A 26,885-nucleotide genomic window follows, 5' to 3' on the forward strand; every position below is an offset into this window, starting at 1 on the left:
TGCAAATGATGAATCGAGACAACCCGGTGTGGCTGATCACCGGCTGCTCCACCGGCTTTGGCCGCGAACTGGCCAAACTGGTGCTCGCGCGCGGCTGGCGCGCGGTCGTGAGCGCGCGCGATCCGGCCAAGGTGGCCGACATCGTCGCCGGCCATGAGGATCGTGCGCTGGCGCTGGCGCTGGACGTGACCCGGCCCGATCAGATCGAGTCGGCGGTGGCTCAGGCCAAGGCGAAATTCGGCCGCATCGACGTGCTGGTCAACAACGCCGGCTATGGCTATCTGGCCGCGATCGAGGAAGGCGAGGACGCCGCGGTGCGCGCGATGTTCGAAACCAATGTGTTCGGGCTGGTCGACATGACCAAGGCGGTGTTGCCAATCCTGCGCGCGCAGCGCAGCGGCCTGATCGTCAACGTGTCGTCGATCGGCGGACTGACCAGCTTTGCCGCGACCGGCTACTACCATGGCACCAAGTACGCGGTCGAGGGCATTTCCGAGTCGCTCGCGATCGAGCTCAAGCCGCTGGGCATCGGCGTGCTGATCGTCGAGCCGGGGCCGTTCCGCACCAACTGGGCGGGCCCCTCGATCCAGCAATCGGCGGTGCGCATCGACGACTATGCCGAAACGGCTGGCGAGCGCCGCAAGCAGACCGAAGCGCGCAGCGGCAAGCAGGTGGGCGACCCGGTGCGCGCCGCGCAAGCCATCATCGACGCGGCGCTGTCGGACACGCCGCCGCTGCGACTGTTGCTGGGCAAGGCCGCCCTGGGACTGGCGCGCGAGAAGCTCGACAAGCTGCGCGGCGACTTCGATGCGTGGGAGGCGACCACCATCGGCGCCGATTATCCGGAAGGCACGCACTAAGGCGCCGGCAAATGCGGCGGGCATGGCGCGTGCGGTGCCCGCCGCCTACAGCTCCCAGCGATAGTCCATCGTCAGGGGAGCGTGATCGCTGAACTTCTGATCCTTGTAGATCGCGGTGGCGTGGGCCGTCTGCGCAATGCCGGGGGTGGCGATCTGATAGTCGATGCGCCACCCGACGTTCTTCGCATAGGCCTGGCCGCGATTGCTCCACCATGTGTACTGCTCGGCGCGCGTGTCGAGCGTGCGGAATACGTCGACGTAGCCTGCCTCGTCGAACAGATGCGTGAGCCAGGCGCGTTCCTCCGGCAGGAAGCCGGAGTTCTTCAGATTGCCCTTCCAGTTCTTGATATCGATTTCGTGGTGGGCGATGTTGACATCGCCGCACAGCACCACTTCGCGTCCGGCCGCCTTGAGCGCCTTCAGGTGCGGCATGAACACTTCCATGAAGCGATACTTTGCCTGCTGCCGGTCCTCCGAGCTGGAGCCGGACGGCACGTAGACCGAAATCACCGACAGGTCGCCGAAACGCGCCTCGACGTAACGCCCCTCGTTGTCGAATTCCTCGTTGCCGAAACCGATCAGCACATCGTCGGGCGCGTGCCGGGTGTATAGGCCGGCGCCGCTGTAGCCCTTTTTCTGCGCGTAATGGAAAAAGCCCTGAAAGCCGTGTGGCGCGAGGAACTCCGATGTCATGTCGGGAGCTTGCGCCTTGAGTTCCTGCACACAGACCAGGTCGGCGTCCTGTTTGCCGAACCAGTCGAAGAAGCCTTTTTTGGCGGCGGAGCGCACGCCGTTCAGATTTGCGGTGACGATACGTAGCATGGCGGTGGGCGAAATGGAGGCATGAACCGCGCCAAGGATACCGCAAGACAATGGCCGCGGCACGGCGGTCCGGCCGATTCGTCGCTGGACAACCGATTCATTTCATCCCTGCTACAATACCGCGATTCGCCGCTCGTTCGGCGAATCTCTGTCTTGAGGAGCGTTGCAACGGCCCCCGCGCCGCCAGGCTCAAGGCAGTGTTCCCGTCGGCCGCCTGCGCGGCCGTACACCGCAACGGCGCTCACGTCTTTAATTTCTAGACTTCATAGAAAGGAGGCGTGATGAACGCCGTAGTCGATAGCAAATCGCAAGCCAATTACATCGTCGCCGATCTCAAGCTGGCCGATTGGGGCCGCAAGGAAATCGCCATTGCCGAGACCGAAATGCCCGGCCTGATGGCGCTGCGCGCCGAATACAAGAGCACCCTGCCGCTCAAGGGCGCGCGTGTGGCCGGATCGCTGCACATGACGATCCAGACCGCCGTGCTGATCGAGACGCTCACCGCCCTGGGCGCCGAAGTGCGCTGGGCCTCGTGCAACATCTTCTCGACGCAGGACCACGCCGCCGCCGCGATCGCCGCGTCCGGCACGCCGGTGTTCGCCTACAAGGGCGAGACGCTCGACGAATACTGGGAATTTACCCACCGCATTTTCGAATGGCCGGGCGAGCAGCATGCCAACATGATTCTCGACGACGGCGGCGACGCCACGCTGCTGCTGATCCTGGGCAGCAAGGCCGAGCAGGATCGCAGCGCCATCGCCAAGCCGACCAACGAAGAAGAACAGGCACTGTATGCGGCCATCGCGCGCCACCTGGCCATCGACCCGCACTGGTACAGCAAGCGGCTTGCCCAGATCAAGGGCGTGACCGAGGAAACCACGACCGGCGTGCATCGCCTGTATCAAATGGAAAAGGACGGCCGCCTGCCGTTTCCCGCCATCAACGTCAATGATTCGGTCACCAAATCGAAGTTCGATAACCTGTATGGTTGCCGCGAATCGCTGGTTGACGGGATCAAGCGCGCGACCGACGTGATGATCGCCGGCAAGGTCGCCGTGGTGGCCGGCTATGGCGACGTCGGCAAGGGTTGCGCGCAGAGCCTGCGCGGCCTGGGCGCGACGGTATGGGTCACCGAAGTCGATCCGATCTGCGCACTGCAGGCGGCCATGGAAGGCTACCGCGTGGTGACCATGGAATACGCCGCCGACAAGGCCGACATTTTCGTCACGGCCACCGGCAACTACCACGTGATCGGCCACGATCATATGAAAGCGATGCGCCACCAGGCCATCGTCTGCAACATCGGCCACTTCGATTCGGAAATCGACGTCGCGTCGCTGCGCCAGTACCGGTGGGAAAACATCAAGCCGCAAGTCGATCACATCGAGTTTCCCGATGGCAAGCGCATCATCCTGCTGGCCGAGGGGCGCCTGGTCAATCTGGGCTGCGGCACCGGCCACCCGTCGTTCGTGATGAGCAACTCGTTCACCAACCAGACCCTGGCGCAGATCGAATTGTTCAAGCACGGCAGCCAATACCAGAACAAGGTGTACGTGCTGCCCAAGCATCTCGACGAAAAGGTCGCACGCCTGCACCTCGAGCGCATCGGCGCGCAGCTCACCACCCTGAGCGACGCGCAGGCAAGCTACATCGGCGTGGACAAGGCGGGGCCCTACAAACCGGCGCACTATCGCTATTGATCGCACCGCTCGCCGCGATTGCCGCTGACCTTCCAAGGAGAATTCTATGCGTTTGCTGCTGATCTGGTTGATCAACGCACTGGCTTTGTTTCTGTTGCCCTACATCATTCCATCGATCCAGTTGCGCAGTTTCGGCACGGCCTTGATGGTCGCGGTGATCCTGGGACTGATCAACGCGGTGCTGCGTCCGATCCTGGTCATCCTCACCCTGCCGGTGACGGTGCTGACGCTGGGCCTGTTCATTCTGGTCATCAACGCGCTGTTGTTCCAGCTCGCAGGCCACATCCTGAAAGGCTTCGAAGTGGGCGGCTTCTGGCCCGCCTTCTTCGGCTCCATTCTGTATAGCGTGATCTCCTGGATCCTGTCGGCGCTGGTGTTCGGCGGCGATCGCCTGCGTTAAACCCGGGCCGCCCCGGCGCGGCCCGCTCGCCCTGCCGCCGCCTGGCGGCGGGGTGCCTATCGATTATTCACATCATGACGCAGCGCTCTTTCAGTTTTGAATTTTTTCCCCCCAAGACGGCCGAGGGAAGCGACAAGCTGCGCGCTACCCGCATGCAACTGGCGCCGCTCAAACCCCGCTTCGTCTCGGTGACGTTCGGCGCCGGCGGCTCGACCCAGCAGGGCACGCTCGACACCGTGGTCGAGATCCAGCGCGAGGGCACCGAGGCCGCGCCGCATCTGTCGTGCGTGGGATCGTCGCGCGAGGGCATTCGCGCCATTCTCGACACTTACCGCAATCATGGCATCCGCCATATCGTCGCGCTGCGTGGCGACATGCCGTCCGGCATGGGCGAGATCGGCGAGTTCCGCTTTGCCTCCGAACTGGTGGAGTTCATCCGTGCCGAGACCGGCGACTGGTTTCATATCGAAGTGGCCGGCTATCCCGAATACCACCCGCAGGCCAGGTCGCCGCGCCACGATCTCGAGAACTTCGCCCGCAAGGTCAAGGCTGGCGCCAACTCGGCGATTACCCAATATTTCTTCAACGCCGACGCGTATTTCCGCTTCGTCGACGATACCCGCAAGCTCGGCGTCGACGTGCCGATCGTGCCGGGCATCATGCCGATCACCAATTATTCGCAGCTGATGCGCTTTTCCGAGATGTGCGGCGCCGAAGTGCCGCGCTGGATCGCCAAGCGGCTCGAGAGTTTCGGCGATGACCGCGATGCGATCCGCGCCTTTGGCCTGGACGTCGTGACCGCCCTGTGCGAGCGCCTGCTCGCGGCCGATGCGCCGGGCCTTCACTTCTACACGCTCAACGGCGCCGCCGCGACCAAGGCGATCTGGCAGCGGCTGGGCTTGTCCTGAAGCCGGGCTCCGTTCTCACGCAGCCGGAGAAAAAGCCGGCCGGCCGGGATATTTTCACCGCCCGGCCGGTCTACAGGCCCATGCCTGCTTTGTGACACCCGTGAGTCGGCTCGCCCGCGTGGTGCGTCAAAGCAACACCCGGGGCTTGTGCGGCGTGCAAGAAGTCGCCCAAACAGCGCGGAAACTGCGTACACTTGGAAGCGGCCGCGGGCCGCCATCGCCGGGCGGACAGCACTGGCAGGGATTTCGACGTACGGAGGCACGTTTGAGGGTAGGGCAACGCTGTGTCGGCGGGTGGCTGCTGTGCTGCTTACTGGTGCTGTGTAGCGCGCCGGCAGTGGCCAATCAAGGGTGGCCTCGGCCCGTTTCGACCGCCCCGCAGGCCGCGCCCCCGGGCGCCAATCTGCCGTTCTACGAAGCCCGCAAGGGAGCCCTGACGATTTTCCTGCTGGGCACGCTGCATGTGGGCAAACCCACCGATTATCCGTTCCGCCCGGTCGTCGTCGACGCCTTGCGCGGTGCCAGCAAAGTGGCGTTCGAGCTCTCCCCCGATGATGTCGTGATGTCGCAGGACGCCGTGCAGCGCTACGGCATGTGCTCGCACGCGTGCCTGCCCCATCTGCTGCCCGCGCCCCTGTGGCGCAAGATCGTGCGGCGCCTGCATGGCAATCCGGCCATGCTGCGCGAGATCGAGCATATGCGGCCCTGGCTGGCGGCGTTGCTGCTCGATACCCTCAATTCGATGTCGGCCGACCTGCAGACCGAGTACGGCACCGAAAACCAGCTGGAAAACCTTTACCCGGGCCGTATTCTCGGTCTCGAGACGATCGACGAGCAAATGTCGGCCTTTACCGGGCTCAGTCGCGCCGAGCAGGATGAGATGGTCGCCGAGGAGCTCGCGCTGCCGCCCTCGGCCGGCATCGAGCAGCTCCACGAACTGCACCGCCTGTGGCGCGCGGGCGACGCCGAGATGATCTACGATTGGTCGCAAAGCGAGGCCCGCCAGGTGCGGCAGTCGCCCCGCCTGGCCCGGGAAATCGACGAGCGCATCCTGTACGCACGCAATCGCCGGTTCGTGACGCGCCTGTTGTTCATCGCCGATCCGAACAAGCCGGTGTTCGTCGCCATCGGCGCGCTGCACCTGGGTGGCCCGCGCGGCGTGCTCAGCCTGCTGCGCGGGCAGGGCTTCATCGTCAGTCAGCGCTAAGCGCGGCCGCGACGAACCCGGCCGCCCTGCTCAGGCAAGCATGCCGCGTTGCTCGATGAAAGCGACGACGGTCTCCAGGCCGCTGCCGGTCTTCAGGTCGCACATCACGAACGGCCGTGCGCCCCGCATTTTTTCGGCGTCGCTGCGCATGATCTCGAGCGACGCGCCAACGTAGGGTGCCAGATCGGTCTTGTTGATGATCAGCAGATCCGACTTGGTGATGCCCGGTCCGCCCTTGCGCGGAATTTTCTCGCCACCGGCCACGTCGATCACGTAAATCGTCAGATCCGACAGTTCCGGGCTGAAGGTGGCCGCCAGGTTATCCCCGCCGGACTCGATGAAAACCACGTCGGCTTCGGGAAAGCGCCCCAGCATGCGGTCGACCGCCTCCAGATTGATCGACGCGTCTTCCCGGATCGCCGTGTGCGGGCAGCCGCCGGTCTCGACCCCCAGGATGCGCTCGGCCGGCAGCGCGCCGGCAACGGTCAGCAGCCGCTGGTCTTCCTTGGTGTAGATGTCATTGGTGATCACCACCAGGTCATAGCGCTCGCGCATTGCCTTGCACAGCATTTCCACCAGGGTGGTCTTGCCCGAACCGACCGGGCCGCCGATGCCGACGCGTAATGGGGGATTGGGCTTGCTGCGGCTTGTGGAGGATTGGCTCATGATGGCTTGCATTACGAACGAAATAAACGGGAATACTGGCTCTCGTGCCGGGCCGACAGAATCGCCAGATGCGGGGCAAAGGTCGATACGGCCTCGACCGGGGTGTCGACCGCGCGCGCCACGATCGCCGGCAGCTCGGCCCGCAGCGCGACGATCAATTTTTGCGCGGCCAACTGTCCGAGCGGCACCGCTTTGAGCGCGGCGGCTACCTGGTTTTCCAGCCAGCTGAACGCATACGCGTTCAGGCACGGCGCGAGGCCGATGTCGTGTGCGATTGCCGCGTAGGCGAACACGGTCGGCAGCGCGACCGGCCTGAGGGCGGCCAGCGCCGCCTGCTGCGCGGAGCCGCCCCAGCCAAGGGCCAAAGCCAGTTGCGCGAGCGACCAGCCCATCTGCTCGGTTTCGGCGCGCAATTCGGCGCTTTCGCGGCTGGCAAGCAACCACGCGTTACCCCGTGTCACGGCAGCGAAATCGTCGCTGCGCCAGCGACGCCACTGCATCGCCAGCAACGGTGCTTCGCCGCGCGCGAAAACGCAATGCAACTGGCTGCCGATCCACTCGCCGGCGGTGGCCGCGTCGGTAATCAGGCTGCACTCGACGGCCGCCTCCAGTCCCTGCGAATAGCTGAATGCGCCGATCGGCAGCGCCGGCGAGGCCAGGTGCAGCAGCGCGCTCAGCTCGTGCAGGTCAATGGCCGTGGCGGTGGTCGTGTTCATGCAGGTGATCGTGCGGATGATCGTGCGGGTGCGTATGGCCATGCTCGTGCTCGTGGCCGGCAGCGGTATGGTCATGTGCGCGGAACACCTGCTGGGCCAACGCATGGTCTTCCTCGAAAGAGGCATCGTGCCCGTGCCGGTGGCCGCCGCCATAAGCGCCGGCCTCCGGATCGAACGGCTGGCTGGCGGCTTCGACCCGCATGCCCAGGCGCTCGAGCATGTCGCGCAACACCGGGTCGGCTTCGAGCTTCAGGAAGCCGTCGCCGACTTCGACCGGGGTGTGCCGGTTCCCCAGATGGTAGGCCGCGCGCGCCAGCGCCTGTGCACTGGGCGCGGTAACGCGCAGCACGTCCTGTGGCGCGGCCTCGACGCGCACCAGCCCGCCGTCATCGGCCACCAACAGGTCGCCATGGCGCAGCACGGTGCCACGCGGCAGGAACAGCGCGACTTCCTCGCCGCCGACGAGCGCCGCGCGCAGCCGGCTCCTGCAGCGCGCCTCGAACGGCAACACCAGGACCGCGGCGCGCGCGACCAGCGGCGCGGCCAGGCGGGTGGAGGCATCCAGCCGTTTTGCGATGCGCCGCAGCGCGGGGCCTGACGGCGGCTCGAGATCGGTCATAAGGTCATTCACATTCAAAAGAGAAAGTAGCGCTGTGCCATCGGCAATACCGTGGCCGGCTCGCACGTGAGCAGCTCGCCATTGGCGATCACCTGGTAGGTTTCCGGATCGACGCTGATGGCGGGCAGCCAATCATTGTGGATCATCTGTGCCTTGCGCACGCCGCGAATGCCATGCACCGGCACGATTCGCTTGCTCAGGCCATAGCGGCCGGCAATGTCGGCATCGAACGCGGACTGCGAGACGAAGGTCAGCGACGTGCGGGCCAGCGCACCCGCGCGGCTGCCGAACATCTCGCGGTAGTGCACCGGTTGCGGCGTCGGGATCGATGCGTTCGGATCGCCCATGAGCGCCATCGAGATCATGCCGCCCTTGAGCACCAGGCTCGGCTTGACGCCGAAGAACGCCGGCTCCCACAGCACCAGATCGGCCCATTTGCCGACTTCGATCGACCCGATTTCATGCGCCATGCCATGCGTGATGGCCGGGTTGATCGTGTACTTGGCGATGTAGCGCTTGACGCGGAAGTTGTCCGCGGGCGCGGCCTGCGGGCCGCCGAGCACGCCGCGCTGCACCTTCATCTTGTGCGCGGTCTGCCAGGTGCGCATCACCACTTCGCCGACCCGCCCCATGGCCTGCGAGTCGGACGAGATCATCGACAGCGCACCCAGGTCGTGCAGGATATCCTCGGCGGCGATGGTTTCGCGCCGAATGCGCGATTCCGCGAATGCAATATCCTCGGCGATCGACGGATCGAGGTGGTGGCACACCATCAGCATGTCGAGGTGCTCGTCGAGCGTGTTCACCGTATAGGGCCGCGTCGGATTGGTCGACGACGGCAGCACGTTCGGTTCGCCGCACACCTTCAGGATGTCGGGTGCGTGACCGCCGCCGGCCCCTTCGGTATGGTAGGTGTGTATGGTGCGACCCTTGATGGCCGCCACGGTGGCTTCCACGAAGCCGCCCTCGTTGAGCGTATCGGTATGAATGGCGACCTGCGTATCGGTGGCCTCGGCCACCGTCAGGCAGGTGTCGATCGCCGCCGGCGTGGAGCCCCAGTCTTCATGCAGCTTCAGGCCGATCGCACCGGCCTCGATCTGCTCGAGCAACGGCGCGCCCTGGCTGGCGTTGCCCTTGCCGAGAAACCCAAGATTGATCGGCCAGCCGTCCGCAGCCTGCAGCATGCGTTCCATATGCCACGGCCCGGGCGTGCAGGTGGTCGCGTTGGTGCCGGTCGCCGGGCCGGTGCCGCCGCCGAGCATGGAGGTCACGCCCGAGGCCAGGGCCTCCTCGATTTGCTGCGGGCAAATGAAATGGATGTGCGAATCGATGCCGCCGGCGGTCACGATCATGCCTTCTCCGGCGATCACTTCGGTGGCCGCGCCCAGCGGGATCGTCACGCCGGGCTGAATGTCCGGATTGCCGGCCTTGCCGATCGCCCAGATACGGCCCGCCTTCAGACCGATGTCGGCCTTGACGATACCCCAATGGTCGACGATCACCGCATTGGTGATCACCGTGTCTGCCACCTCGGCGTGGGTGCGTTGCGATTGGCCCATGCCGTCGCGAATTACCTTGCCGCCGCCAAACTTCACTTCCTCGCCGTAAATCGTGTGATCGCACTCGATTTCGATGAACAGTTCGGTGTCGGCCAGGCGCAGCCGGTCGCCCGTGGTCGGGCCGAACATCTCCGCGTAGGCGCGGCGCGTCATGCGCACAGTCATCTCAGAGTCTCCCCATCACTTGAGCGTTAAAGCCGAACACGACGCGCTCGCCCGCGAGCTCGACCAACTCCACGGTGCGTTCCTGGCCCGGCTCGAAGCGCACGGCGGTGCCCGCGGCGATATTCAGGCGAAAGCCGCGGGCGGCCGCGCGGTCGAAGTGCAGTGCATCGTTGACTTCGGCAAAATGAAAATGCGAACCGACCTGCACCGGCCGGTCGCCGGTGTTGGCCACCGTGATGGCGAGGGTCGCGCGGCCGACATTGAGCTCGAGCTCGCCGTCGGCGGCAATGAGTTCTCCCGGGATCATGTGTCTTCCTTTTTCTGCATGCCGTTGCGGGGACGCCGCCTAGGGGATCGGGTGATGCACGGTGACCAGCTTCGTGCCGTCGGGGAAGGTCGCCTCGACCTGAATATCCGGGATCATCTCCGGCACGCCGTCCATCACATCGTCGCGGCCGAGCAAGGTGGTGCCGTAATGCATCAGGTCGGCTACCGTGCGGCCGTCACGGGCGGCCTCCATCAGCGCGGCGGTGATAAAGGCGACCGCTTCCGGGTAATTGAGCTTGAGGCCGCGCGCGCGGCGGCGCTCGGCGAGCAGCGCGGCGGTAAAGATCAGCAGCTTGTCTTTTTCGCGGGGGGTCAGTTTCATCGGTTCGTCGTGGTGTTGAGGATTTCGCCAGGCGCGCGCCTGATCTCGGATCATGCACGAAGCGTACCAGCGCGGATGCGCCGTCGGCCGGCTTGTTCAGGTGCCGTGCCATGCACCGCAAGGAGGCATGCACCGATTCCGGGCGCGATGCTCCACCATGGTGCTAGGTCGCCCACAGCCGCAGCGGCACGCCCGGCGTGCCATGCACCAGCGGCCGCAAGCGCAGCCATTGCTCGATCAGCAATTGCCGCACGGGCTCCATGCTGCGTCCGAGCACGCGCAACAACAACAGGTTGCCCGGCAGGCAGGTCGCGCCCGCACGCAGTTCGGGGCCATACGGCAGGGCCGGCGCCATGGTCTCGGCAAGCTCGGCGGTGCAGGCGGGTCCCACGGCCCACAGGGTGGCGAACACCGCAAAGCCGTCCAGGCCGGCCGGCGCCATGCGCAGCGTGTCGGCCGCATCCAGCACGGTCTGCTCAACCCACTGCAGTTCGCCCCGCGCATCGTGCAGGCGCATCAGCGAGCGCCACTGCCCCGATGTCCAGCGCTCGCCCGAGGCCTGGCGGCCCAGCAGTATCGCGTCCCAGCCGATCGCGGTGGCGCCGGTATCCAGCGTGACATCGATCCGCTGCTCGGCGCGAGCGGCATCGAACACGATATTCTCCAGCGGCAGCCAGTCGAGCCGGGCCTGTGCCCCCAGCGTTAATTGAATCGTCTGGCGCGCGCCGGCATGCGGCGCCTTGTACCACTTGGTCGCGCCCGGCGTGGCGAACACCGCGTGCGTGCCGGCGCCGAGCCCGATGTCCAGCCGCAGGTCGTCGCCGCCGGCAATTCCCCCCGGCGGGTGCACGATCACGGTGTGGCATATGCCGGGGCCTTCCGGATACAGCGCCTTTTGCACCACCAGCGGCCCGCTGTGATGTCGCCGCGCCAACACCGTGCCGGCGTCGCGGCGCTCGTAGTCGAGCTGGAGATGGGCGCGCCAGCCTGGGCCGGCAAATGGCTCGGCGGCGCTCGGGCCGGCCGGCGATTCAGGAAGATCGTTGTGCATCGAGGAAATAGTTGCGCGCGCGATGCGCCGAATGTAGCACGCTCACACGGCGACCAGCTCCCGCACGCCGTGCTGCTCCATGTCGACGCCCAGCCCGCTGGCGACGATGGTGCCGCGACTCATGACGCCGTAATGATCGGCCAGCGCGCGGGCGAAATCGTAGTATTGCTCGACCAGCAGCACCGTCAAGCCGAACTCGTCGACCAGTTGGCGCAGCGTCACGCCGATCTGCTTGATGATGGAAGGCTGGATGCCTTCGGTCGGCTCGTCCAGAATCAGCACCCGTGGTTTGCTCATCAAGGCTCGGCCGATCGCCAATTGTTGCTGCTGCCCGCCCGAGAGATCGCCGCCGCGCCGCGCGCGCATGTCACGCAACACCGGGAACAGCGCATAGATGTGCTCGGGCACGCCCTTGGCCGCTTCGGCTGCCGGCAAGCTGGCCGCGCCGATCAGCAGGTTCTCCTCGACCGTCAGGCGCGGGAAAATCTCGCGCCCCTGCGGCACGTAAGCCAGGCCGCTGGTCACGCGTGCATAAGGCGCCAGATGATTCAGCGGCCGGTTCTGCCACAGAAATTCACCGGTGCGGATCGGCACGGTTCCCATCAGGCATTTGAGCAAGGTCGTCTTGCCCACGCCGTTGCGGCCCAGCAGCACCGTCAGCTGCTTCTCGGGCACTTGCAGATTGACCTCACGGAGGATGTGGCTGCCGCCGTAATATTGGTTGACGCCCTTGATTTCCAGCATGATTGCTAGCGTCCAAGATAAGATTCGATCACCCGCTCGTCGCGCTGCACCGCGTCGAGCGTACCCTCGGCCAGCACCCGGCCCTGCGCCATCACGGTCACCCGCCCGGTGTCGCCTGCCAGCGATGCGACGAACGACATGTCATGCTCCACGACCATCATCGAGCATTGGCCGCGCAGCGTCTGCAGCAGCCTCGCCAGTTGCACCGTCTCTTCGTCGGTCATGCCCGCGGCCGGCTCGTCGAGCAGCAGCAACTGCGGCTGCTGCATCAGCAGCATGCCGATTTCCAGCCGCTGTTTCTGACCGTGCGAGAGCGTGCCGGCACGGCGTCCCGCTTGCCGTTCCAGATCGATCAGCGACAACGTCTGCTCGATGCGCTCGCGCGTGCGCCGATCGAGCCCGGCATGAAAGGCGGCAAACCAGCGCTTGTCGTTGTCGCACGCAAGTTCGAGATTTTCCCAAACCGTATGCTGCTCGAACACGGTTGGTTTCTGGAATTTGCGGCCGACACCGGCGTGCGCGATGGCCGGTTCATCGAGCCGGGTCAGATCGATGGTCTGGCCGAGAAACGCCTGTCCGCTGTCGGGCCGCGTCTTGCCGGTGATGACGTCCATCATGGTGGTCTTGCCGGCGCCGTTCGGGCCGATCACACAGCGCAGCTCGCCCGGCTTGAGCGAGAGTGACAGATCGTTGAGCGCGCGAAACCCGTCGAAGCTCACGCTGATATTCTCGAGGTACAGGATCAGCCCGTGCGAGATATCGATCTGGCCCGGCACCAGCAAGTGATCCAGTCCGGTGATGCTGCCGCTCACGCTGATGCCTTCGGTGTCGCGAGTCAGCCGATTCATGCTTCGTCTCCCGTGCGGGGCTTCCTGGCCAGGCCGCGCAGCAATCCCATGACACCGTGCGGCAGCAGCAGCGGCACCAGCACGAACATGGCGCCCAGAAAAAATAGCCAATACTCCGCGAAGTAGGCCGTGAAGACGCTCTTCGCCCCATTGACCAGGAAGGCGCCGAGCACCGCGCCCAGCAGGCTGCCACGCCCGCCGATGGCAACCCAGATGGCCATTTCGATCGAGTTGACCGGCGACATCTCGCTCGGATTGATGATGCCGACCTGCGGCACGTAGAGTGCCCCGGCAATGCCGCACAGTACCGCCGAGAAGGTCCACACGAACAGCTTGTAGCCCAGCGGCCGATAACCAAGGAACATCGCGCGCGATTCGGCGTCGCGCATCGCCGTGACCACCCGCCCGAACTTCGAGATGACGAGCGCGCGGCACACCAGCAAGGCCAGCACCAGCACCAGGAAGGTCACCAGGAACAGCGCCGTGCGGGTGCCCGGCGCGACGATCGAAAAACCCAGCAGGCGCTTGAAGTCGGTGAAGCCGTTGTTGCCGCCGAAGCCGGTCTCGTTGCGATAGAAAAGCAGCATCGCCGCATACGTCATGGCCTGCGTGGTAATCGACAGATAGACGCCCTTGACGCGCGAGCGAAAGGCAAAAAAGCCGAACAGCCACGCCAGCACGCCGGGCACCAGTACGATCAGCAGCAAAGTGAAAGCGAAGCTGCCGGTGCCATGCCAGAACCAAGGCAGGTGCTTCCAGCCGAGGAACACCATGAAATCCGGCAGGTTGCTGTGGTAGACGCCGTCGCGACCGATCGCACGCATCAGGTACATGCCCATCGCGTAGCCGCCCAGCGCGAAGAACAGTCCATGGCCCAGGCTGAGGATGCCGCAGTAGCCCCACACCAGGTCCAGCGCCAGTGCGGCGATCGCGTAGCACATGATCTTGCCGATCAATGTCATGGTGTAGGCGGACAGGTGCAGCGGGTGCGAAGCCGGCAATACCAGCGAGCACAGCGGCACGACGATCAGCACGGTGAGCACCAGCGCGGCCAGCGGTGCGGCCGTGTATTTGGGCAGCAGCCGGGGCCGGTCGGGCACGCCGCCGACGGTGGACGCGGCAGACCCGCGCTGCGGCGACAGACCGGTGGGCGGCACGTCAAACGAAACGGGGGAATTCATTCAAGCCTCCGCACTGCGCCCTTTGAGAGCGAAAAGTCCTTGGGGACGCTTTTGGATGAACAGCACGATCAGCACCAGCACGGCAATTTTCGCCAGCACCGCACCCCAGGCCGGCTCGAGCAGCTTGTTGAGCAGCCCCAGTCCGAAAGCGCCGAACACCGTGCCGGCCAACTGGCCGACGCCGCCCAGCACCACCACGAGGAATGAGTCGATGATGTAGCCCTGACCGAGATCCGGCCCGACGTTGCCGATCTGCGACAGCGCGCAGCCACCCAGCCCGGCGATGCCCGCGCCGAGGGCGAACGCGTAGGCGTCCACGCGCCGGGTGCGCACGCCGACGCAGGCGGCCATGTTGCGGTTCTGTGTGACGGCCCGGATGAACAGGCCCAGCCGGGTCAGGTTCAGCAGCGCCCAGGTCAGTGCCACCACGACCACCGAGAAGCCGATGATGACCAGTCGGTTGTAAGGCAGAATCAGGTTGGGCAGCACGCTCACCCCGCCGCTCATCCACGACGGGTTGGCGACATCGACGTTCTGTGCGCCGAACAGCGTACGCACGATTTGCATGAGCAGCAGACTGATGCCGAAGGTGGTCAGCAGCGTCTCGAGCGGCCGGCCATAGAGAAAGCGCAGCACGGTGCGCTCGAGCATCAGCCCCACGATCGCGGCGGCCAGGAACGAGGCGGGGACGGCGGCCACCAGATACCAATTGAAGGCGTGCGGCAGGTAGTGCTGGAACAGGGTTTGCACGACGTACGTGGCGTAGGCGCCGATCATCAGGAATTCGCCGTGCGCCATGTTGATGATGCCGAGCAGGCCATACGTGATGGCCAGCCCCAGCGCCGCCAGCAGCAGCACGCTGCCCAGGCTCAGGCCCGCGAACAGCATGCCAAGCAGCTCGCTCTTGCGTTGGTCGTTCTCGAGTTGCGCCAGGCCGGCCTGGGCCGCGACGCGCACGCCCGTGTCGGGTTCGTCGAACGTGCCGTCGGGCTTGCGCGCCACCAGCGGCAGCAGCAGTCCGCGCATTTGCGGATCCGCGCGTGCCACGATAATCGCGATCGCCTCGCGCCGCTTGAGCGGGTCGGCATCGTGCAGCGCAGTCACGGCCCATAGCTGATCGAGCTTGCGCTTCAGGTCGGGGTCGGTCTCCCGGTCGCGGGCCTGTTCGACCTGCGCGCGGAAATCGGTGCTGCCCGACTGCAACAGGGTGCGGATTGCCTTGGCGCGCACCGCCGGCTTCAGCGATTGCAGATTCAGAGCGGCCGCGGCGTCGTCGACGCGCGCGCGCAGCACATTGTTGAGCACCACCGGTTGCGCATTGTCGTCCTTGACCGGCTGGCCGCTGAGCACATCGCGCAGGGTGTCGCCGTCCTGGACCAGGATCCGGTTGTCGTCGCCGACCAGCACGTCGCCGGCGGCCAGCGCCTTCAGCAGCGTTTGGCTGGCCTCGGTGCCGTCGTCCACCAGGTGATGGATCGCCTGAGACTTGGCGTCGAAATCCATGCCGCCCAGCGGTGCGATGTCGGTCTCGGTCAGTGCCATTGCAGAGGTCTGACCCAGTAACAGGACGATCAGTAGTGCGAATATTTTGATCAGGCGTGACATGGAAGAATCCTGGGCGCCGCCGGCAGTCGGCGGCGCCGAAAGTTGCCGAAAACGATCAGCTCACCGTGTCGGGCTTGCCCTGATTGCCCGGGATGTAGGGGCTCCACGGCTGTGCGCGGATGGTCGTCTTGGTTTCCCACACCACGTTGAACTGCCCGTCGGCGCGAATCTCGCCGATCATCACGGGTTTGTGCAGGTGGTGGTTGCCGTCCATCATGAGCTTGAAGCCGTCGGGCGCGTTAAAGGTCTGGCCGATCATTGCCGTTCTCACCTTGTCGACGCTGGTGGTGCCGGCTTTCTCTACCGCCTGCTTCCACATATGCATGCCGACGTAGGTCGCCTCCATCGGATCGTTGGTCACGCGCTTGCTGCCGCCCGGCAGATTCTTGCGCTTGACGTACTCGAACCACTCTTTCTTGAATGCGGTGTTCTCCTTGTTCCTGAGCGACATGAAGTAATTCCACGCGGCCAGGTTGCCCACCAGCGGCTTGGTGTCCATGCCGCGCAACTCTTCCTCGCCGACCGAGAACGCCATGACGGGCACGTCGGTCGCCTTCAGGCCCTGATTGCCGAGTTCCTTGTAGAAAGGCACGTTGGAGTCGCCATTGATGGTCGAGATCACGGCGGTCTTGCCGCCTTGGGCGAACTGCTTGATATTGGCGACGATCGTCTGGTAATCGCTGTAGCCGAACGGTGTATAGACCTCCTGAATATCCTTGTCCTGCACGCCCTTCGAATGCAGGAAGCCGCGCAGGATCTGATTGGTGGTACGCGGATAGACGTAGTCCGTGCCGAGCAGGAAGAAGCGCCTGGCGCCGCCGCCTTCGGCGCTCATCAGATATTCCACCGCCGGAATCGCCTGCTGGTTCGGCGCCGCACCGGTGTAGAACACATTGCGCGACATTTCCTCGCCTTCATACTGCACGGGGTAGAACAGCAGGCCATTGAGTTCTTCGAAAACCGGCAACACCGATTTGCGCGACACCGAGGTCCAGCAGCCGAACACCACGGCCACCTTGTCCTGGGTCAGCAACTGCCGCGCCTTTTCGGCGAACAGCGGCCAGTTCGATGCCGGATCCACCACCACCGGCTCGATCGGGTGCCCCATCACCCCGCCGGCGCGGTTGATCTCGTCGACCGTCATCAGCGCCACGTCCTTGAGCGACGTTTCGGAAATCGCCATCGTGCCGGACAGGGAATGCAGAATGCCGATCTTGATCGGCTTCTTGCCCTGCGCCCAAACTTTTGAGGACAAACCCGGAATGGCAAGCGCCCCCGACATGGCCGCCATGTTTAACAGCGTGCGTCGTTTCATTTGATTTCCCTTCGTAAGTGATTGGACTACGCAGACTCAACAGGCAATAGTCGTGCCAATCCCTCGATGCCACGACGAGTGCCATGCCGCGCCTCGCGGCGGTGCGCATTTGCATCGCATCAGTGCAGGCTGGGGGTGGCGCGCGGCCGCGTGCGTCATGGCAGTGCGCGGGCCGTGCGCAGGGAGTGCGGGACAGGGTGGGCGCCGGACGGCGCATCCCTCACGAGGCGTGTGCCGCGCTCAGTGTGGTCTCGAGAAAGCGGTACAGGCGCGCGTCGTCCGAATAGGCGGCATTGAAGCGGAACCAGTGACACGGTTCGGACTGCGTGACGAAGAACTCGCCGGGCGCCAGCATGATCCCCTGCGTGAGCGCGTGCTCGGCGATCTCGCGCGAGGAGGGCGTGCCCTCCGGGAGGGCCGCGCACACGAACATGCCACCGTCGGGTTTGGCCAGCAGGCTCAGGCCGCAGGCGGTCAATTGAGAGCACGGGCGGCTGCGTGCCCGCGCCAGTCGATCGGTGAGCCGCTCGATGTGCTTGCGGTGACCGCCTTCGGTCAGCACCAGATGCACCAGGCGCTCGTTGATTTCCGAGGTGGTCAGGCCGGCGATCATTTTGGTGCGCGCGAGCTCGGCGGCCAGCGCCGGCGCGCAGGCGACATAGCCGACCCGGATCGAGGGTGAGATGGTCTTCGAGAAGCTGCCCACGTAAATGACCCGGTGCAAGCCGTCCATGGCGGCCAGCGCCGGCGCGTTGGCCGGCGCCAACTCGCGGTAGATGTCGTCGTCCACCACCCACAGGCCGTACTGCTCGGCAAACTGCAGGATGCGGTGCGCGCAGGCCGGCGAGAGCGAAGTGCCAAGCGGGTTTTGCAGCACGCTGTTGAGGAACAGCGCGCGCGGCCGGTGGGTTTGGATCGCGCTCTCCAAATAGGCCAGGTCGAGCCCGGCGGCGTCGCGCGGCACGCCCACGACGTGCAGGCCGGCGCTGCGCAGGATCGCCAGTAAATTGCAATAGGCGGGCTCCTCCACCAGCACCGTGTCGCCCGGGTGCAGCAGCGTGCGTGCGATCAGGTCGAGGCCTTGCGTGGCGCCGTGCGTCAGGACGATCTGCTCGGCATGCACGTCGAGCGCGATATCGGCCAGGCGTCGCGCGATGCTCTGGCGCAGGGGCGCGTATCCGTGCGGGTGGCCGTAATGCACAAAGCGCGTGCCGGCCCCTTTGGCCAGTTGCCGCAGTGCGCCCTGCAGGCCGTCTTCGTCGAGCCAGTCGTCCGGCAGCCAGCCGCAGCCGCTCTTGACCGCGATGCTATCGTCGGCGAACACCTCCGAGAGCAGCCAGGCGTTGCCGACTTCGCGCGCGGCGGCGCGCGGCAACGGCCTGGGCATGTCCTGCACGGGGTCGTCGCTGGCCACGAAGAAGCCGGCGCCGCGCCGCGCGATCAGAACGCCCTTGGCGACCAGCCGGTCGTAGGCTTCGACCACCGTGAAGGTGCTGATGCCGTGTGCCTGCGCCAGCTGACGGATCGATGGCATGCGCGTGCCGCCGTGCAGCACGGCGCTGTGTCGCGCACGCTCGATCTCGCGCACGATCTGTTCGACCAGCGATGCGGGCTGGCCGCGATCGAGCGCCAGGCGTAGCGGTTGACTCATGTTGGGGACTCCGGCAGCGCAGGCCGGCCGGACATCGGCTGTTGCCTGCACACTCATGGCATGGTGCCGATACAGAATACGCAGTTTCCGGTGAACTGTACATGTCTGTATTGGTCGCCGATGCTTAACATGGTGTTCGATGCGCCGGGCGAGGGTCCGCGGCGCGCTTTGAAAATCGAAGGAGATGAGCCGTGGAATTGCATGATGTGCCGCTCGATATGTCGGCATTCTGGATGCCCTTTACCGCCAATCGGGAATTCAAGCGGGCGCCGCGCCTGCTGGTCAAGGCCGAGGGCATGTACTACACCTCGCACGACGGCCGCCAGGTGCTCGATGGCACGGCGGGCCTGTGGTGCGTCAACGCGGGGCATTGCCGCCGCGAGATCGTCGAGGCCGTGCGGGCGCAGGTCGGCGAGATGGACTTCGCGCCGACTTTCCAGATGGGGCATCCGAAGGCGTTCGAGGCGGCCGCCAAGCTTGCCGAATTGACGCCGGGCGACCTGAAGCGGATTTTCTTCACCAACTCCGGCTCGGAGTCGGTCGACACCGCGCTGAAGATCGCGCTGGCGTATCACCGCGCGCGCGGCGAAGGCCAGCGCACGCGCTTCATCGGCCGCGAGCGCGGCTACCATGGGGTGGGCTTCGGCGGCATTTCGGTCGGCGGGATCGCACCCAATCGCAAGACCTATTCAGGCGCGCTGCTGCCGGCCGTCGATCACCTGCCGCACACCCTGAACCTGGCCGAGGCCGCGTTCACGCGCGGTCAACCGGCATGGGGCGCGCATCTGGCCGACGAACTCGAGCGGCTGGTGACGCTGCACGACGCCTCGACCATCGCCGCGGTGATCGTCGAGCCGCTGGCCGGCTCGACCGGGGTGCTGGTGCCGCCGCAGGGTTATCTGCAACGGCTGCGGCAGATCTGCGACAAGCACGGCATCCTGCTGATTTTCGACGAAGTGATCACCGGCCTGGGGCGGCTGGGCGCGCCATTCGCCTCTCAATACTTCGGCGTGACGCCCGATCTGATGACGCTGGCCAAGGGCATCAACAACGCGACGGTGCCGATGGGGGCGGTGGCCGCCCGGCAATCGATTCACGACACCATCGTCAATGCCGGCCAGGCCGGGGCGATCGAATTCTTCCACGGCTATACCTATTCGGGCCACCCGCTGGCCGCAGCGGCGGCCTGCGCGGCGCTCGACCTGTATCGCAGCGAGGATCTGTTCAACCGCGCCGCGCAAATGGCGCCCCATTTCGAGGATGCCATCCACGCGCTCAAGGGCCTGCCCGGCGTGCTCGACATTCGCAACCTGGGCCTGGTCGGCGGCGTCGAACTGCAGCCGCGCGCCGGTGCGCCGGGCGCGCGGGCGCACGAGATTTTCGTCAAATGCTTCGAGCAGGGCGTGCTGATTCGCTATACCGGCGATATTCTGGCGTTTTCGCCGCCGCTGATCGTCGAGCAGGCGCAAATCGCCCAATTGTTCGACGTGGTCGCGCAAGCCATCCGCACGACCGCCTGAGCGGGGTATCGGCCGCCACTGTCCACGAGGTCCGCGCATGAAGATCGTCATTGCCCGCATGAACCACGAGACCAATACGTTCTCGCCCGTGCCGACACCGCTGGCTGCATTCGGGCCGCGCGGGCCCGACTACGGCGACGACGCATACCGCGCCAACCGGGGCGCGCGCACGGCGATGGGCGCGTTCATCGAGCTGGCCGAACAGCACGGCGCGGAACTCGTCACGCCGCTGTCGGCCACCGCCAACCCGAGCGGTCCGGTGGCGGCCGAGGCCTACGACACGATGTGCGCGCGCATCGTCGAGGCGGTAGCCGGTGGCTGCGACGCCATCCTGCTGGATCTGCATGGCGCGATGGTCGCCGAGAACAGCGATGACGGCGAGGGCGACCTGCTGGCGCGCGTGCGGGCCGCGGCGCCCGGCGTGCCGCTGGCGGTCGCGCTCGACCTGCACGGCAACGTAACGCAGAAGATGATCGACAACGCCGACATTCTCGTCAGTTTCAAAACCTACCCGCATGTCGACATGTACGAGACCGGCGCGCATGCGGGGCGCCTGTTGTTCGACCAGTTGGCCGGACGCCTGCGCCCGGTGGTGGCGTGGCGTCGCCCGCCTCTGATGACGCACACCCTGCGCAGCGCCACCGGCGAGGGCGCGATGCAGCGCGCGGTGGCTGCGGCGCGGGCGGCCGAGCGCGACGGCATGGCCGCCGTGTCGATTCTGGCGGGGTTCTCGCTGGCCGATATCCCGGCGCCGTGCCTGAGCGTGGTGGTGGTCGGTAATGGCGACGCGGCGGCGGCCGATGCGGTGGCCGAGCGCATCGCGCGGCAGATCTGGGCCGAGCGGCAGGACTTCGTGTATCGCAGCGAGCCGCTGGCCGCGTCGATCGAGCGCGCCGCCCAACTCGCGGCGCAAAGCGATGGGCGGCCCGGGCCGGTGCTGCTGCTCGATCACGGCGACAACGTCATGTCGGGCGGCACCTGCGACACCATGGACGTACTGCAAGCGGCCCTGGCGCACGGGCTGGACGGCATCGCGGTGGGCCCGCTGTGCGATCCGCAGGCGGTCGGCGAGCTGTGCGCGGCCGGCGTCGGCGCGCGCGTTGCGCTCGCGCTCGGCAACAAACGGGCGATACCCAAACTGGGCATGACCAAGACCCCGGTGGTGCTCAGCGGCGTGGTGCGCGCCATCACCGACGGCGAGTATGTGATCACCGGCCCGACCTACACGGGCCAGCGCGCCTACATGGGCCGCACCGCGGTGTTCGACATCGGCGCGGCGCAGGTCGTGGTGACCGAGCGAACCCAGGAGCCGCTGGATGTGGGAGTGCTTACCAGCGTCGGCATCGACCCTGCCCGCCAGCGTTTTTTGCTGCTGAAGTCGCGCATGTATTGCCGCCCGGTTTTTCTGCCGTTGGCGCGGGGGCTGGTCGAGTGCGACAGCGCCGGCGTGACCAGTTCCGACTACGCGCTGTTTCCTTTTGAGCGGGTGCGGCGTCCGGTGTATCCGCTCGATGCGCAGGCGCGCTGGGACGCGCCCTGAAAACGGCCGCGCCGGCGCACTAATGCAGCTGGCCGCCGCTTTCCCGACGATCTTCGCTCACGCTCAGCGCCGTGTGAAGGGCCACGCGCAGGGCCTTGACGACGGTGTCCAGCGCCATGCTCGGCTGGCCCGGATGGCGCGCGGCCTGCGACGGCAGATATGGAATGTGGATAAAGCCGCCGCGCAGCGCCGGACGATGCCGCGCGATGTGATGCAGCAGCCCGTAGAAAATGTGGTTGCACACGAAGGTGCCCGCCGTTTGCGAGACCGCGGCGGGAATGCCCGCATCGCGCAGCGCATGCGTGATGGCCTTGATCGGCAAACGGGCGAAGTAAGCGGCCGGCCCGTCGGCGGCGATCGGCGCATCGATCGGCTGTTGTCCGGCGTTGTCGGCGATACGCGCGTCGTCGACATTGATGGCGACCCGCTCGATCGACATTTCCGCGCGCCCGCCAGCCTGCCCGACGCATACCACCAGTACCGGATCGGTCTCGGCGATGGCGCTGCCCAGCACCTCGAGTGCCCGGCCGAACACGCAGGGTACCTGGCGCGCGACCACCATGGCGCCGCCGATCTGCGCGCCTTCGAGGGCTTGCGCTGCCTCCCAGGACGGATTCACGGGCTCTTGTTCGAACGGCTCGAAGCCGGTCAGCAGGATGGTCGACATGGTCAAACCTCGGGCGCGCACCGCGCGGCGGGGCACGCGGATTCGGGTGAACGGGGCCTTCTTCGAGCGCTCGGCGCGCTCGACGCATCACGCATTCTAAGACGAGTTGGGCCGGCGCGTTACACGAGCGCCAGGAAATGCGCGAGGCACGGGTTGCGGTTGAGCGGCGACCATGCAAGCACTTGCTCGATCTGCGGCGCATCGAGCAACGGGCGGAATACCACGCCGGCCAGCTGGGCCCGGCGCATCGACGCCGGCACCAGTGCGATACCCACGCCTTCGTCGACCAGGCTCAGCACGGTCTGTTGCAACTGCACCTCGAAGCGGATATCTGGCTCGAAGCCGCCCTGGCGGCAGTGTTCGACAATCGCCGCGCGCAGTGTCGGCGCGACCTGCTCGGTGGCCAGCACGAACGGCTCGCCCGCCAATTGGGAGATCCTCAACTGACGCGCACGCGCGCGCGGATGGTTGCGCGAGAGTGCCACGCAAAGCGGTTCGCTGACGATCTCGCGCATCGCCAGCCCCTTTTTTTGCGCCCCGGGAAACATGATCGCGGCATCGATCTGCCCGGCTGCCACCTGCGCCGCCAGATCGTTCGAGACGACCTCGCGAAGATGCAGCGCGACGGCCGGGTAGGCCGCGCCGAAACGCCTGGCATAACCCGGCACGACGCTATAGGCCGCGCACATGGTAAAGCCGATGCTGAGCTGCCCGGCGTCGCCGCGCGCGGCTGCGCGCACGTTCCTGGCGGACTGCTCGAGCGCTGCGAGGATCGCCCGGGCGTCGTTGTAGAACTGCTCGCCGGCGACGGTCAGCGTGACGCTGCGCGGACTGCGCTCGATCAGCGTGACTCCGAGCGCAGCTTCGAGCGCTGCCAGCTGCCGGCTTAGCGGCGGCTGAGTCAGGTTCAGGCGCGCCGCGGCCCGGCCGAAGTGGCGGGTTTCCGCCAGCGTGACGAAATAGCGCAGTGGCTTGATATCGAGCATGATGCAAAAAAGGTATTTTTGCGTTCGGAAATTAGCATTGGATTATATCAATCAAAGCCTTTAAGCTCTCGCCTCACTTGTTGACCCTGGCATCGCGCGATCGTGTTTTCGACCCTTCCCATCCTGCTCCCCGTGTTCGGCCTGGTGCTGGCCGGCTTTGTGTGCCGCCGGCGCGGCGTGCTCGGGCCGAGCGCCGCATCGGAGTTGAATCGCTTCGTGATCTGGCTCGGGCTGCCGGCGCTGCTGTTCGACATCATGGCGCACGCGACCTGGCACGAGCTATATCAGCCGGCATTCGTCGCTGCCTTCGCGCTGGCCCTGGCGGGCGTGTTCGTGCTCACGCTGGTGCTGCGCATGGCGGGTGGCCGGCATTTGGCCGATGCGAGTATCGACGCGGTTGCCGCCGCCTATCCGAACACCGGCTATATCGGCTTTCCGCTGTGCATGATCGTGTTCGGCTCGGCCAGCCTGACGCCGACGACCATCGTCACGATTCTGGTCGCCTGCGTACTGTTCGCCAGCGCGATCGTGCTCATCGAGGTGGGACTGCAGACCGAGCGGGCGCCGCACAAGCTGGGCTGGAAAGTATTGCGCGCGTTGGCGCGCAATCCGTTGATCGTCGCGCCGATCGCGGGGGCGGCGGTCTCGGCGCTGCATGTGCCGCTGCCGCAAAGCGGCGAAACCTTTCTGAAATTGCTGGGCGCCGCGGCCAGCCCGTGCGCGCTGGTGAGCCTGGGCGCGTTCCTGGCCGAGAAGCGGCCCGCTGGCGCCCCGGGCGAGCGCAGCTCGCTTTACCTCACCGGCATCAAACTGGTTTTTCAGCCGGCCCTGACCTGGTGGCTTGCCGCGCGCGTGTTTGCGCTGCCGCTGACACTCGTCGAAATCGCCGTGCTGCTGGCCGCGCTGCCGACCGGCACCGGCCCGTTCATGCTGGCCGAATTCTATCGGCGCGAGGCGCACGTCACCTCGCGCACGATTCTCCTGTCGACCCTGGGCTCGCTGGTGTCGTTGTCGATTCTGCTGCTGTATATCAGGCGCCCATAGGCGCGCTCAGTTGACCGGGCGGATTTCGATGCCGGCCTCGCGCAGGCGCGTGCCGATGCGCCGGGCAAACGCCAGCGCATGCGGCCCGTCGCCGTGCAGGCAGACGGTTTGCGCATTGATGCCGACCCAGCTGCCGTCGCGGGCGCGCACCCGCTGCCGCTCGATCATCTCGAGGGTCTGCGCGAGCGCCTGTTCTTCGTCGTCGATCAAGGCGCCGGGCGTGCCGCGCTTGACCAGCGTGCCGTCCGGGTTATAGCCGCGATCGGCAAACACCTCCTCGACGGCGGTGAGGCCGGCATCGCGCGCCGCACGCACCAGCTCGCCGCCGGCCAGGCCGAACAGCGCCAGGCCCGGATCGAAATCGCGCACCGCCTTGGCAATGGTCTGGGCCAGCGCCGGATCGCGCGCGGCCTGGTTGTAGAGCGCGCCATGTGGCTTGACATGCGCCAGCACGCCGCCGTGCGCCTGGGCGATGGCCGCCAGCGCGCCGATCTGGTAGAGCATGCCGGCATACACTTCGTCGGCAGGCAGATGCATTTCGCTGCGGCCGAAGTTCTCGCGATCCGGAAAACTCGGATGCGCACCAATCGCGACGTTATGCTCGATGGCCCAGGCGACAGTGCGATGCATGGTGGCGGCGTCGCCCGCATGCCAGCCGCAGGCGATGTTGGCGGAACTGATCAGGGCCAGCAAGGCTTCGTCGCTGTCGCAGCCTTCGCCCACATCGGCGTTGAGATCGATCTGCATTATTGACTCCGGGAGAGGGTGGATTGAGGGGCGCGGGTGATCGCGCGGCGCGGGCCGGCCTGGACCACGCCGGCGTGCCGCCAGGCCAGGATCCGGTCGACCTGATCCAGATAGCGGCGCGTGTCTTGCAGCGCCTGCAGCGCCTCGGTGCGCGACACCGGAACAAAGTGCACGGCCGCACCCAGCCGCACTTGCGCGAGCTTCCAAAGGTCCGCGCCAATCACCACGCCGATCTTGGGGTAGCCGCCGGTGGTCTGTCCGTCGGCCATCAGGATGATCGGCTGGCCGGCGGGCGGCACCTGCACCACGCCGGGCACCACGCCATGCGAGAGCAGGTCGTGGTGCCGTTGCTTCCTGCGGTGCAGCTCCGGCCCGCCGAGCCGGTAACCCATGCGGTTGCTGTTCGGCGTCACTTGCCAGTCCGTGTCCCAGAACGTCTTGTGCGAGGCCACCGTGAAATCCTCATACTCCGGGCCGTTCAACACGCGGATCGTGGTGGTTTCCAGGCCCGGGAAGCCGGCCGGCGGTTGCACGCCGCAAGGTTCGCCGCGAGACTCGAGCGCCGCGCTCGCGTTGCCCACCGGCAGACGGTCGCCGTCGCGCAACGCCCGACCGTGCCAGCCGCCGAAGCCGCCGCTCAAGTGGGTGCTGCGCGAATTCAGCAGCACCGGCACGTCGATCCCGCCGGCGATGGCGAGATAGGTGCGCATGCCCTGGCGCGGGCCGCGCAGTGTCAGGGTCTGGCCCCGCGAGACCGGGAAGCTCCACCACGACCACACCGGCTGGCCGTCGAGCTCGGCGCGGCAGTCGGCGCCGGTCAGTGCGATCCGGCAGTCGCAGGCAAAACGCACGGCGCTTGCGCCGAGCGTGAATTCGAGCACGGCCGCGTCCACCGGATTGTCGAGCAGGCGATTGCCCACCAGCATGGCGAGTGGGTCGAGCGCGCCGGAGGCGCCGATGCCGAGATGGCGAAAGCCGTGCCGCCCGAGATCCTGGACGGAGCTGAGTACACCGGCGCGCAAGATCTCTATCACAGTTCGACGCTTTCGATAATGAAGCGCACATGGTCGCCCGGACTCAGCAGGGTCGGCGGCATTTGCGCGGGATCGAACAGCGGCAGGTCGGTGCGCCCGATCAGTTGCCAGCCGCCGGGCGAGACCACCGGATAGATCGCGGTTTGCGCGCCGCCGATGCCGACCGAGCCAGCGGGTACCGCCAGTCGCGGCTCGGCGCGGCGTGGTGTGGCCAGGCTGGGGTCGAGGCCGCCAAGATAGGCGAAGCCGGGCAGGAAGCCCAGGAAATACACCACGTAGTCGCCGTCGGCGTGGCGCCGCACCACCGCCTCGGGCGAGAGACCGGTGCGCAGCGCGACTTCGGCCAGGTCGGGGCCGTGCACGCCGCCGTAGCGCACCGGAATTTCAATCTCGCGGCCCGCCTCGGCCTGGTCGTCGGCCCCCTCCCATGCCGCGAGCAGGGCGCTCTCGAGGACCGCGGGATCGGTGTGCAGCGGGTCGAAGATCACCGTGAAGTTGTTCATCCCAGGCACCATCTCGAGCACATCGGGGCGCGCCTGCAGCATGGTGGCGACCGACCAGATGCGCCGCTGCGTGACCAGGCTGGTGGGCGGCGGCGGAATGCAGAGCAGGGCGGCTTCGCCCAGCGGGAGGATGCTCAGTGTCGACATGGAGGCTGGTCTTTTGCTACATAATATCAAC

General features: G+C 66.3%; 27 protein-coding genes and 1 riboswitch. Of the genes, 8 read left to right on the plus strand and 19 right to left on the minus strand.

What is annotated here, in order from left to right; genetic code table 11:
* The first annotated feature begins 5 nt into the window (after positions 1–5).
* Positions 6–860: an oxidoreductase gene (locus EPN80_RS00610; protein WP_293022295.1), complete on the plus strand. Its 855-nt coding sequence runs from the start codon at positions 6–8 to the stop codon at positions 858–860.
* A gap of 45 nt (positions 861–905) precedes the next feature.
* Here EPN80_RS00610 and EPN80_RS00615 read toward each other — a convergent pair whose 3' ends face one another.
* Positions 906–1,682, minus strand: a complete 777-nt coding sequence (locus tag EPN80_RS00615; protein WP_047215427.1) for an exodeoxyribonuclease III — start codon at positions 1,680–1,682, stop codon at positions 906–908.
* A gap of 149 nt (positions 1,683–1,831) precedes the next feature.
* Positions 1,832–1,932: riboswitch (S-adenosyl-L-homocysteine riboswitch) on the plus strand.
* Between the two features lie 31 nt (positions 1,933–1,963).
* Here EPN80_RS00615 and ahcY point away from each other — a divergent pair.
* From ahcY to EPN80_RS00635, 4 genes are all read left to right on the plus strand, one after another.
* Complete coding sequence (gene ahcY, locus EPN80_RS00620) at positions 1,964–3,382, plus strand: adenosylhomocysteinase (protein WP_293022298.1); 1,419 nt, start codon at positions 1,964–1,966, stop codon at positions 3,380–3,382.
* Between the two features lie 46 nt (positions 3,383–3,428).
* Positions 3,429–3,782 (plus strand): phage holin family protein, encoded by a 354-nt coding sequence (locus EPN80_RS00625; RefSeq protein ID WP_047215425.1) that lies wholly within the window; start codon positions 3,429–3,431, stop codon positions 3,780–3,782.
* 74 nt (positions 3,783–3,856) lie between these two features.
* A complete protein-coding gene (gene metF, locus EPN80_RS00630; RefSeq protein ID WP_293022300.1) occupies positions 3,857–4,690 on the plus strand; it encodes a methylenetetrahydrofolate reductase [NAD(P)H] in 834 nt (277 codons plus the stop codon).
* A 265-nt stretch (positions 4,691–4,955) separates the two neighbouring features.
* Positions 4,956–5,897, plus strand: a complete 942-nt coding sequence (locus EPN80_RS00635) for a TraB/GumN family protein (protein ID WP_293022302.1) — start codon at positions 4,956–4,958, stop codon at positions 5,895–5,897.
* Between the two features lie 30 nt (positions 5,898–5,927).
* Here the strand turns inward: EPN80_RS00635 and ureG are convergent, their stop codons facing one another.
* The 13 genes from ureG to EPN80_RS00700 all read right to left on the minus strand — a co-directional run bounded on the left by ureG (position 5,928) and on the right by EPN80_RS00700 (position 18,666).
* A complete protein-coding gene (ureG, locus tag EPN80_RS00640) occupies positions 5,928–6,563 on the minus strand; it encodes an urease accessory protein UreG (protein WP_293022304.1) in 636 nt (211 codons plus the stop codon).
* An 11-nt stretch (positions 6,564–6,574) separates the two neighbouring features.
* Positions 6,575–7,255: an urease accessory protein UreF gene (locus tag EPN80_RS00645; protein ID WP_293022412.1), complete on the minus strand. Its 681-nt coding sequence runs from the start codon at positions 7,253–7,255 to the stop codon at positions 6,575–6,577.
* Positions 7,251–7,865 (minus strand): urease accessory protein UreE, encoded by a 615-nt coding sequence (ureE, locus tag EPN80_RS00650; RefSeq protein ID WP_293022415.1) that lies wholly within the window; start codon positions 7,863–7,865, stop codon positions 7,251–7,253. The genes EPN80_RS00645 and ureE overlap by 5 nt, the downstream gene beginning before the upstream one ends.
* Before the next feature lie 47 nt (positions 7,866–7,912).
* On the minus strand, positions 7,913–9,622 hold the full coding sequence (gene ureC / locus EPN80_RS00655; protein ID WP_293022306.1) for an urease subunit alpha: 1,710 nt from the start codon (positions 9,620–9,622) through the stop codon (positions 7,913–7,915).
* Position 9,623: 1 nt separating this feature from the next.
* Positions 9,624–9,929 carry an urease subunit beta gene (locus EPN80_RS00660; protein ID WP_293022308.1) on the minus strand — a complete coding sequence of 102 codons (306 nt, stop codon included), beginning with the start codon at positions 9,927–9,929 and terminating at the stop codon, positions 9,624–9,626.
* Positions 9,930–9,968: 39 nt separating this feature from the next.
* Entirely contained in the window at positions 9,969–10,271 is a 303-nt protein-coding gene (locus EPN80_RS00665; protein ID WP_047215419.1) for an urease subunit gamma, read from the minus strand.
* 163 nt (positions 10,272–10,434) lie between these two features.
* Positions 10,435–11,322, minus strand: a complete 888-nt coding sequence (locus tag EPN80_RS00670; RefSeq protein ID WP_293022310.1) for an urease accessory protein UreD — start codon at positions 11,320–11,322, stop codon at positions 10,435–10,437.
* Between the two features lie 42 nt (positions 11,323–11,364).
* Positions 11,365–12,066 carry an urea ABC transporter ATP-binding subunit UrtE gene (gene urtE, locus EPN80_RS00675; protein ID WP_293022312.1) on the minus strand — a complete coding sequence of 234 codons (702 nt, stop codon included), beginning with the start codon at positions 12,064–12,066 and terminating at the stop codon, positions 11,365–11,367.
* Positions 12,067–12,071: 5 nt separating this feature from the next.
* Entirely contained in the window at positions 12,072–12,914 is an 843-nt protein-coding gene (gene urtD / locus EPN80_RS00680) for an urea ABC transporter ATP-binding protein UrtD (RefSeq protein ID WP_293022314.1), read from the minus strand.
* A complete protein-coding gene (gene urtC / locus EPN80_RS00685; RefSeq protein WP_293022316.1) occupies positions 12,911–14,095 on the minus strand; it encodes an urea ABC transporter permease subunit UrtC in 1,185 nt (394 codons plus the stop codon). The genes urtD and urtC overlap by 4 nt, the downstream gene beginning before the upstream one ends.
* Positions 14,096–15,700, minus strand: a complete 1,605-nt coding sequence (urtB, locus tag EPN80_RS00690; RefSeq protein WP_293022318.1) for an urea ABC transporter permease subunit UrtB — start codon at positions 15,698–15,700, stop codon at positions 14,096–14,098. It lies immediately after the preceding gene.
* A 55-nt stretch (positions 15,701–15,755) separates the two neighbouring features.
* On the minus strand, positions 15,756–17,015 hold the full coding sequence (gene urtA / locus EPN80_RS00695) for an urea ABC transporter substrate-binding protein (RefSeq protein ID WP_293022320.1): 1,260 nt from the start codon (positions 17,013–17,015) through the stop codon (positions 15,756–15,758).
* Between the two features lie 220 nt (positions 17,016–17,235).
* Positions 17,236–18,666, minus strand: a complete 1,431-nt coding sequence (locus tag EPN80_RS00700) for a PLP-dependent aminotransferase family protein (protein WP_293022322.1) — start codon at positions 18,664–18,666, stop codon at positions 17,236–17,238.
* A gap of 218 nt (positions 18,667–18,884) precedes the next feature.
* Between EPN80_RS00700 and EPN80_RS00705 the strand changes: the two genes are divergently transcribed.
* Together EPN80_RS00705 and EPN80_RS00710 are read left to right on the plus strand one after the other, a co-directional pair.
* Positions 18,885–20,186, plus strand: a complete 1,302-nt coding sequence (locus tag EPN80_RS00705) for an aspartate aminotransferase family protein (protein WP_293022419.1) — start codon at positions 18,885–18,887, stop codon at positions 20,184–20,186.
* 37 nt (positions 20,187–20,223) lie between these two features.
* Positions 20,224–21,726: a M81 family metallopeptidase gene (locus EPN80_RS00710; protein ID WP_293022324.1), complete on the plus strand. Its 1,503-nt coding sequence runs from the start codon at positions 20,224–20,226 to the stop codon at positions 21,724–21,726.
* A gap of 19 nt (positions 21,727–21,745) precedes the next feature.
* Here the strand turns inward: EPN80_RS00710 and pcp are convergent, their stop codons facing one another.
* A complete protein-coding gene (gene pcp, locus EPN80_RS00715) occupies positions 21,746–22,393 on the minus strand; it encodes a pyroglutamyl-peptidase I (protein ID WP_293022325.1) in 648 nt (215 codons plus the stop codon).
* A gap of 119 nt (positions 22,394–22,512) precedes the next feature.
* The gene (locus EPN80_RS00720; RefSeq protein ID WP_293022327.1) at positions 22,513–23,379 is read right to left on the minus strand and encodes a LysR family transcriptional regulator; all 867 of its coding nucleotides are present in this window, start codon (positions 23,377–23,379) and stop codon (positions 22,513–22,515) included.
* A gap of 102 nt (positions 23,380–23,481) precedes the next feature.
* Between EPN80_RS00720 and EPN80_RS00725 the strand changes: the two genes are divergently transcribed.
* Positions 23,482–24,423 (plus strand): AEC family transporter, encoded by a 942-nt coding sequence (locus tag EPN80_RS00725; protein ID WP_293022329.1) that lies wholly within the window; start codon positions 23,482–23,484, stop codon positions 24,421–24,423.
* Between the two features lie 6 nt (positions 24,424–24,429).
* Here EPN80_RS00725 and pxpA read toward each other — a convergent pair whose 3' ends face one another.
* Genes pxpA through pxpB form a run of 3 tightly spaced genes read right to left on the minus strand, consistent with a single transcriptional unit; the run spans position 24,430 to position 26,854 of the window.
* Positions 24,430–25,170, minus strand: coding sequence for a 5-oxoprolinase subunit PxpA (gene pxpA, locus EPN80_RS00730; protein ID WP_293022330.1), 741 nt, complete (start codon positions 25,168–25,170; stop codon positions 24,430–24,432).
* Positions 25,170–26,204, minus strand: coding sequence for a biotin-dependent carboxyltransferase family protein (locus tag EPN80_RS00735; protein WP_293022332.1), 1,035 nt, complete (start codon positions 26,202–26,204; stop codon positions 25,170–25,172). Before EPN80_RS00735 ends, pxpA begins: the two co-directional genes overlap by 1 nt.
* Positions 26,201–26,854: a 5-oxoprolinase subunit PxpB gene (gene pxpB, locus EPN80_RS00740; protein ID WP_293022335.1), complete on the minus strand. Its 654-nt coding sequence runs from the start codon at positions 26,852–26,854 to the stop codon at positions 26,201–26,203. Before pxpB ends, EPN80_RS00735 begins: the two co-directional genes overlap by 4 nt.
* Positions 26,855–26,885: the final 31 nt, after the last annotated feature.

Origin of the sequence: Pandoraea sp. (assembly GCF_004297875.1) — a bacterium.
In the GTDB taxonomy this organism is placed as follows: Bacteria; Pseudomonadota; Gammaproteobacteria; order Burkholderiales; family Burkholderiaceae; genus Pandoraea.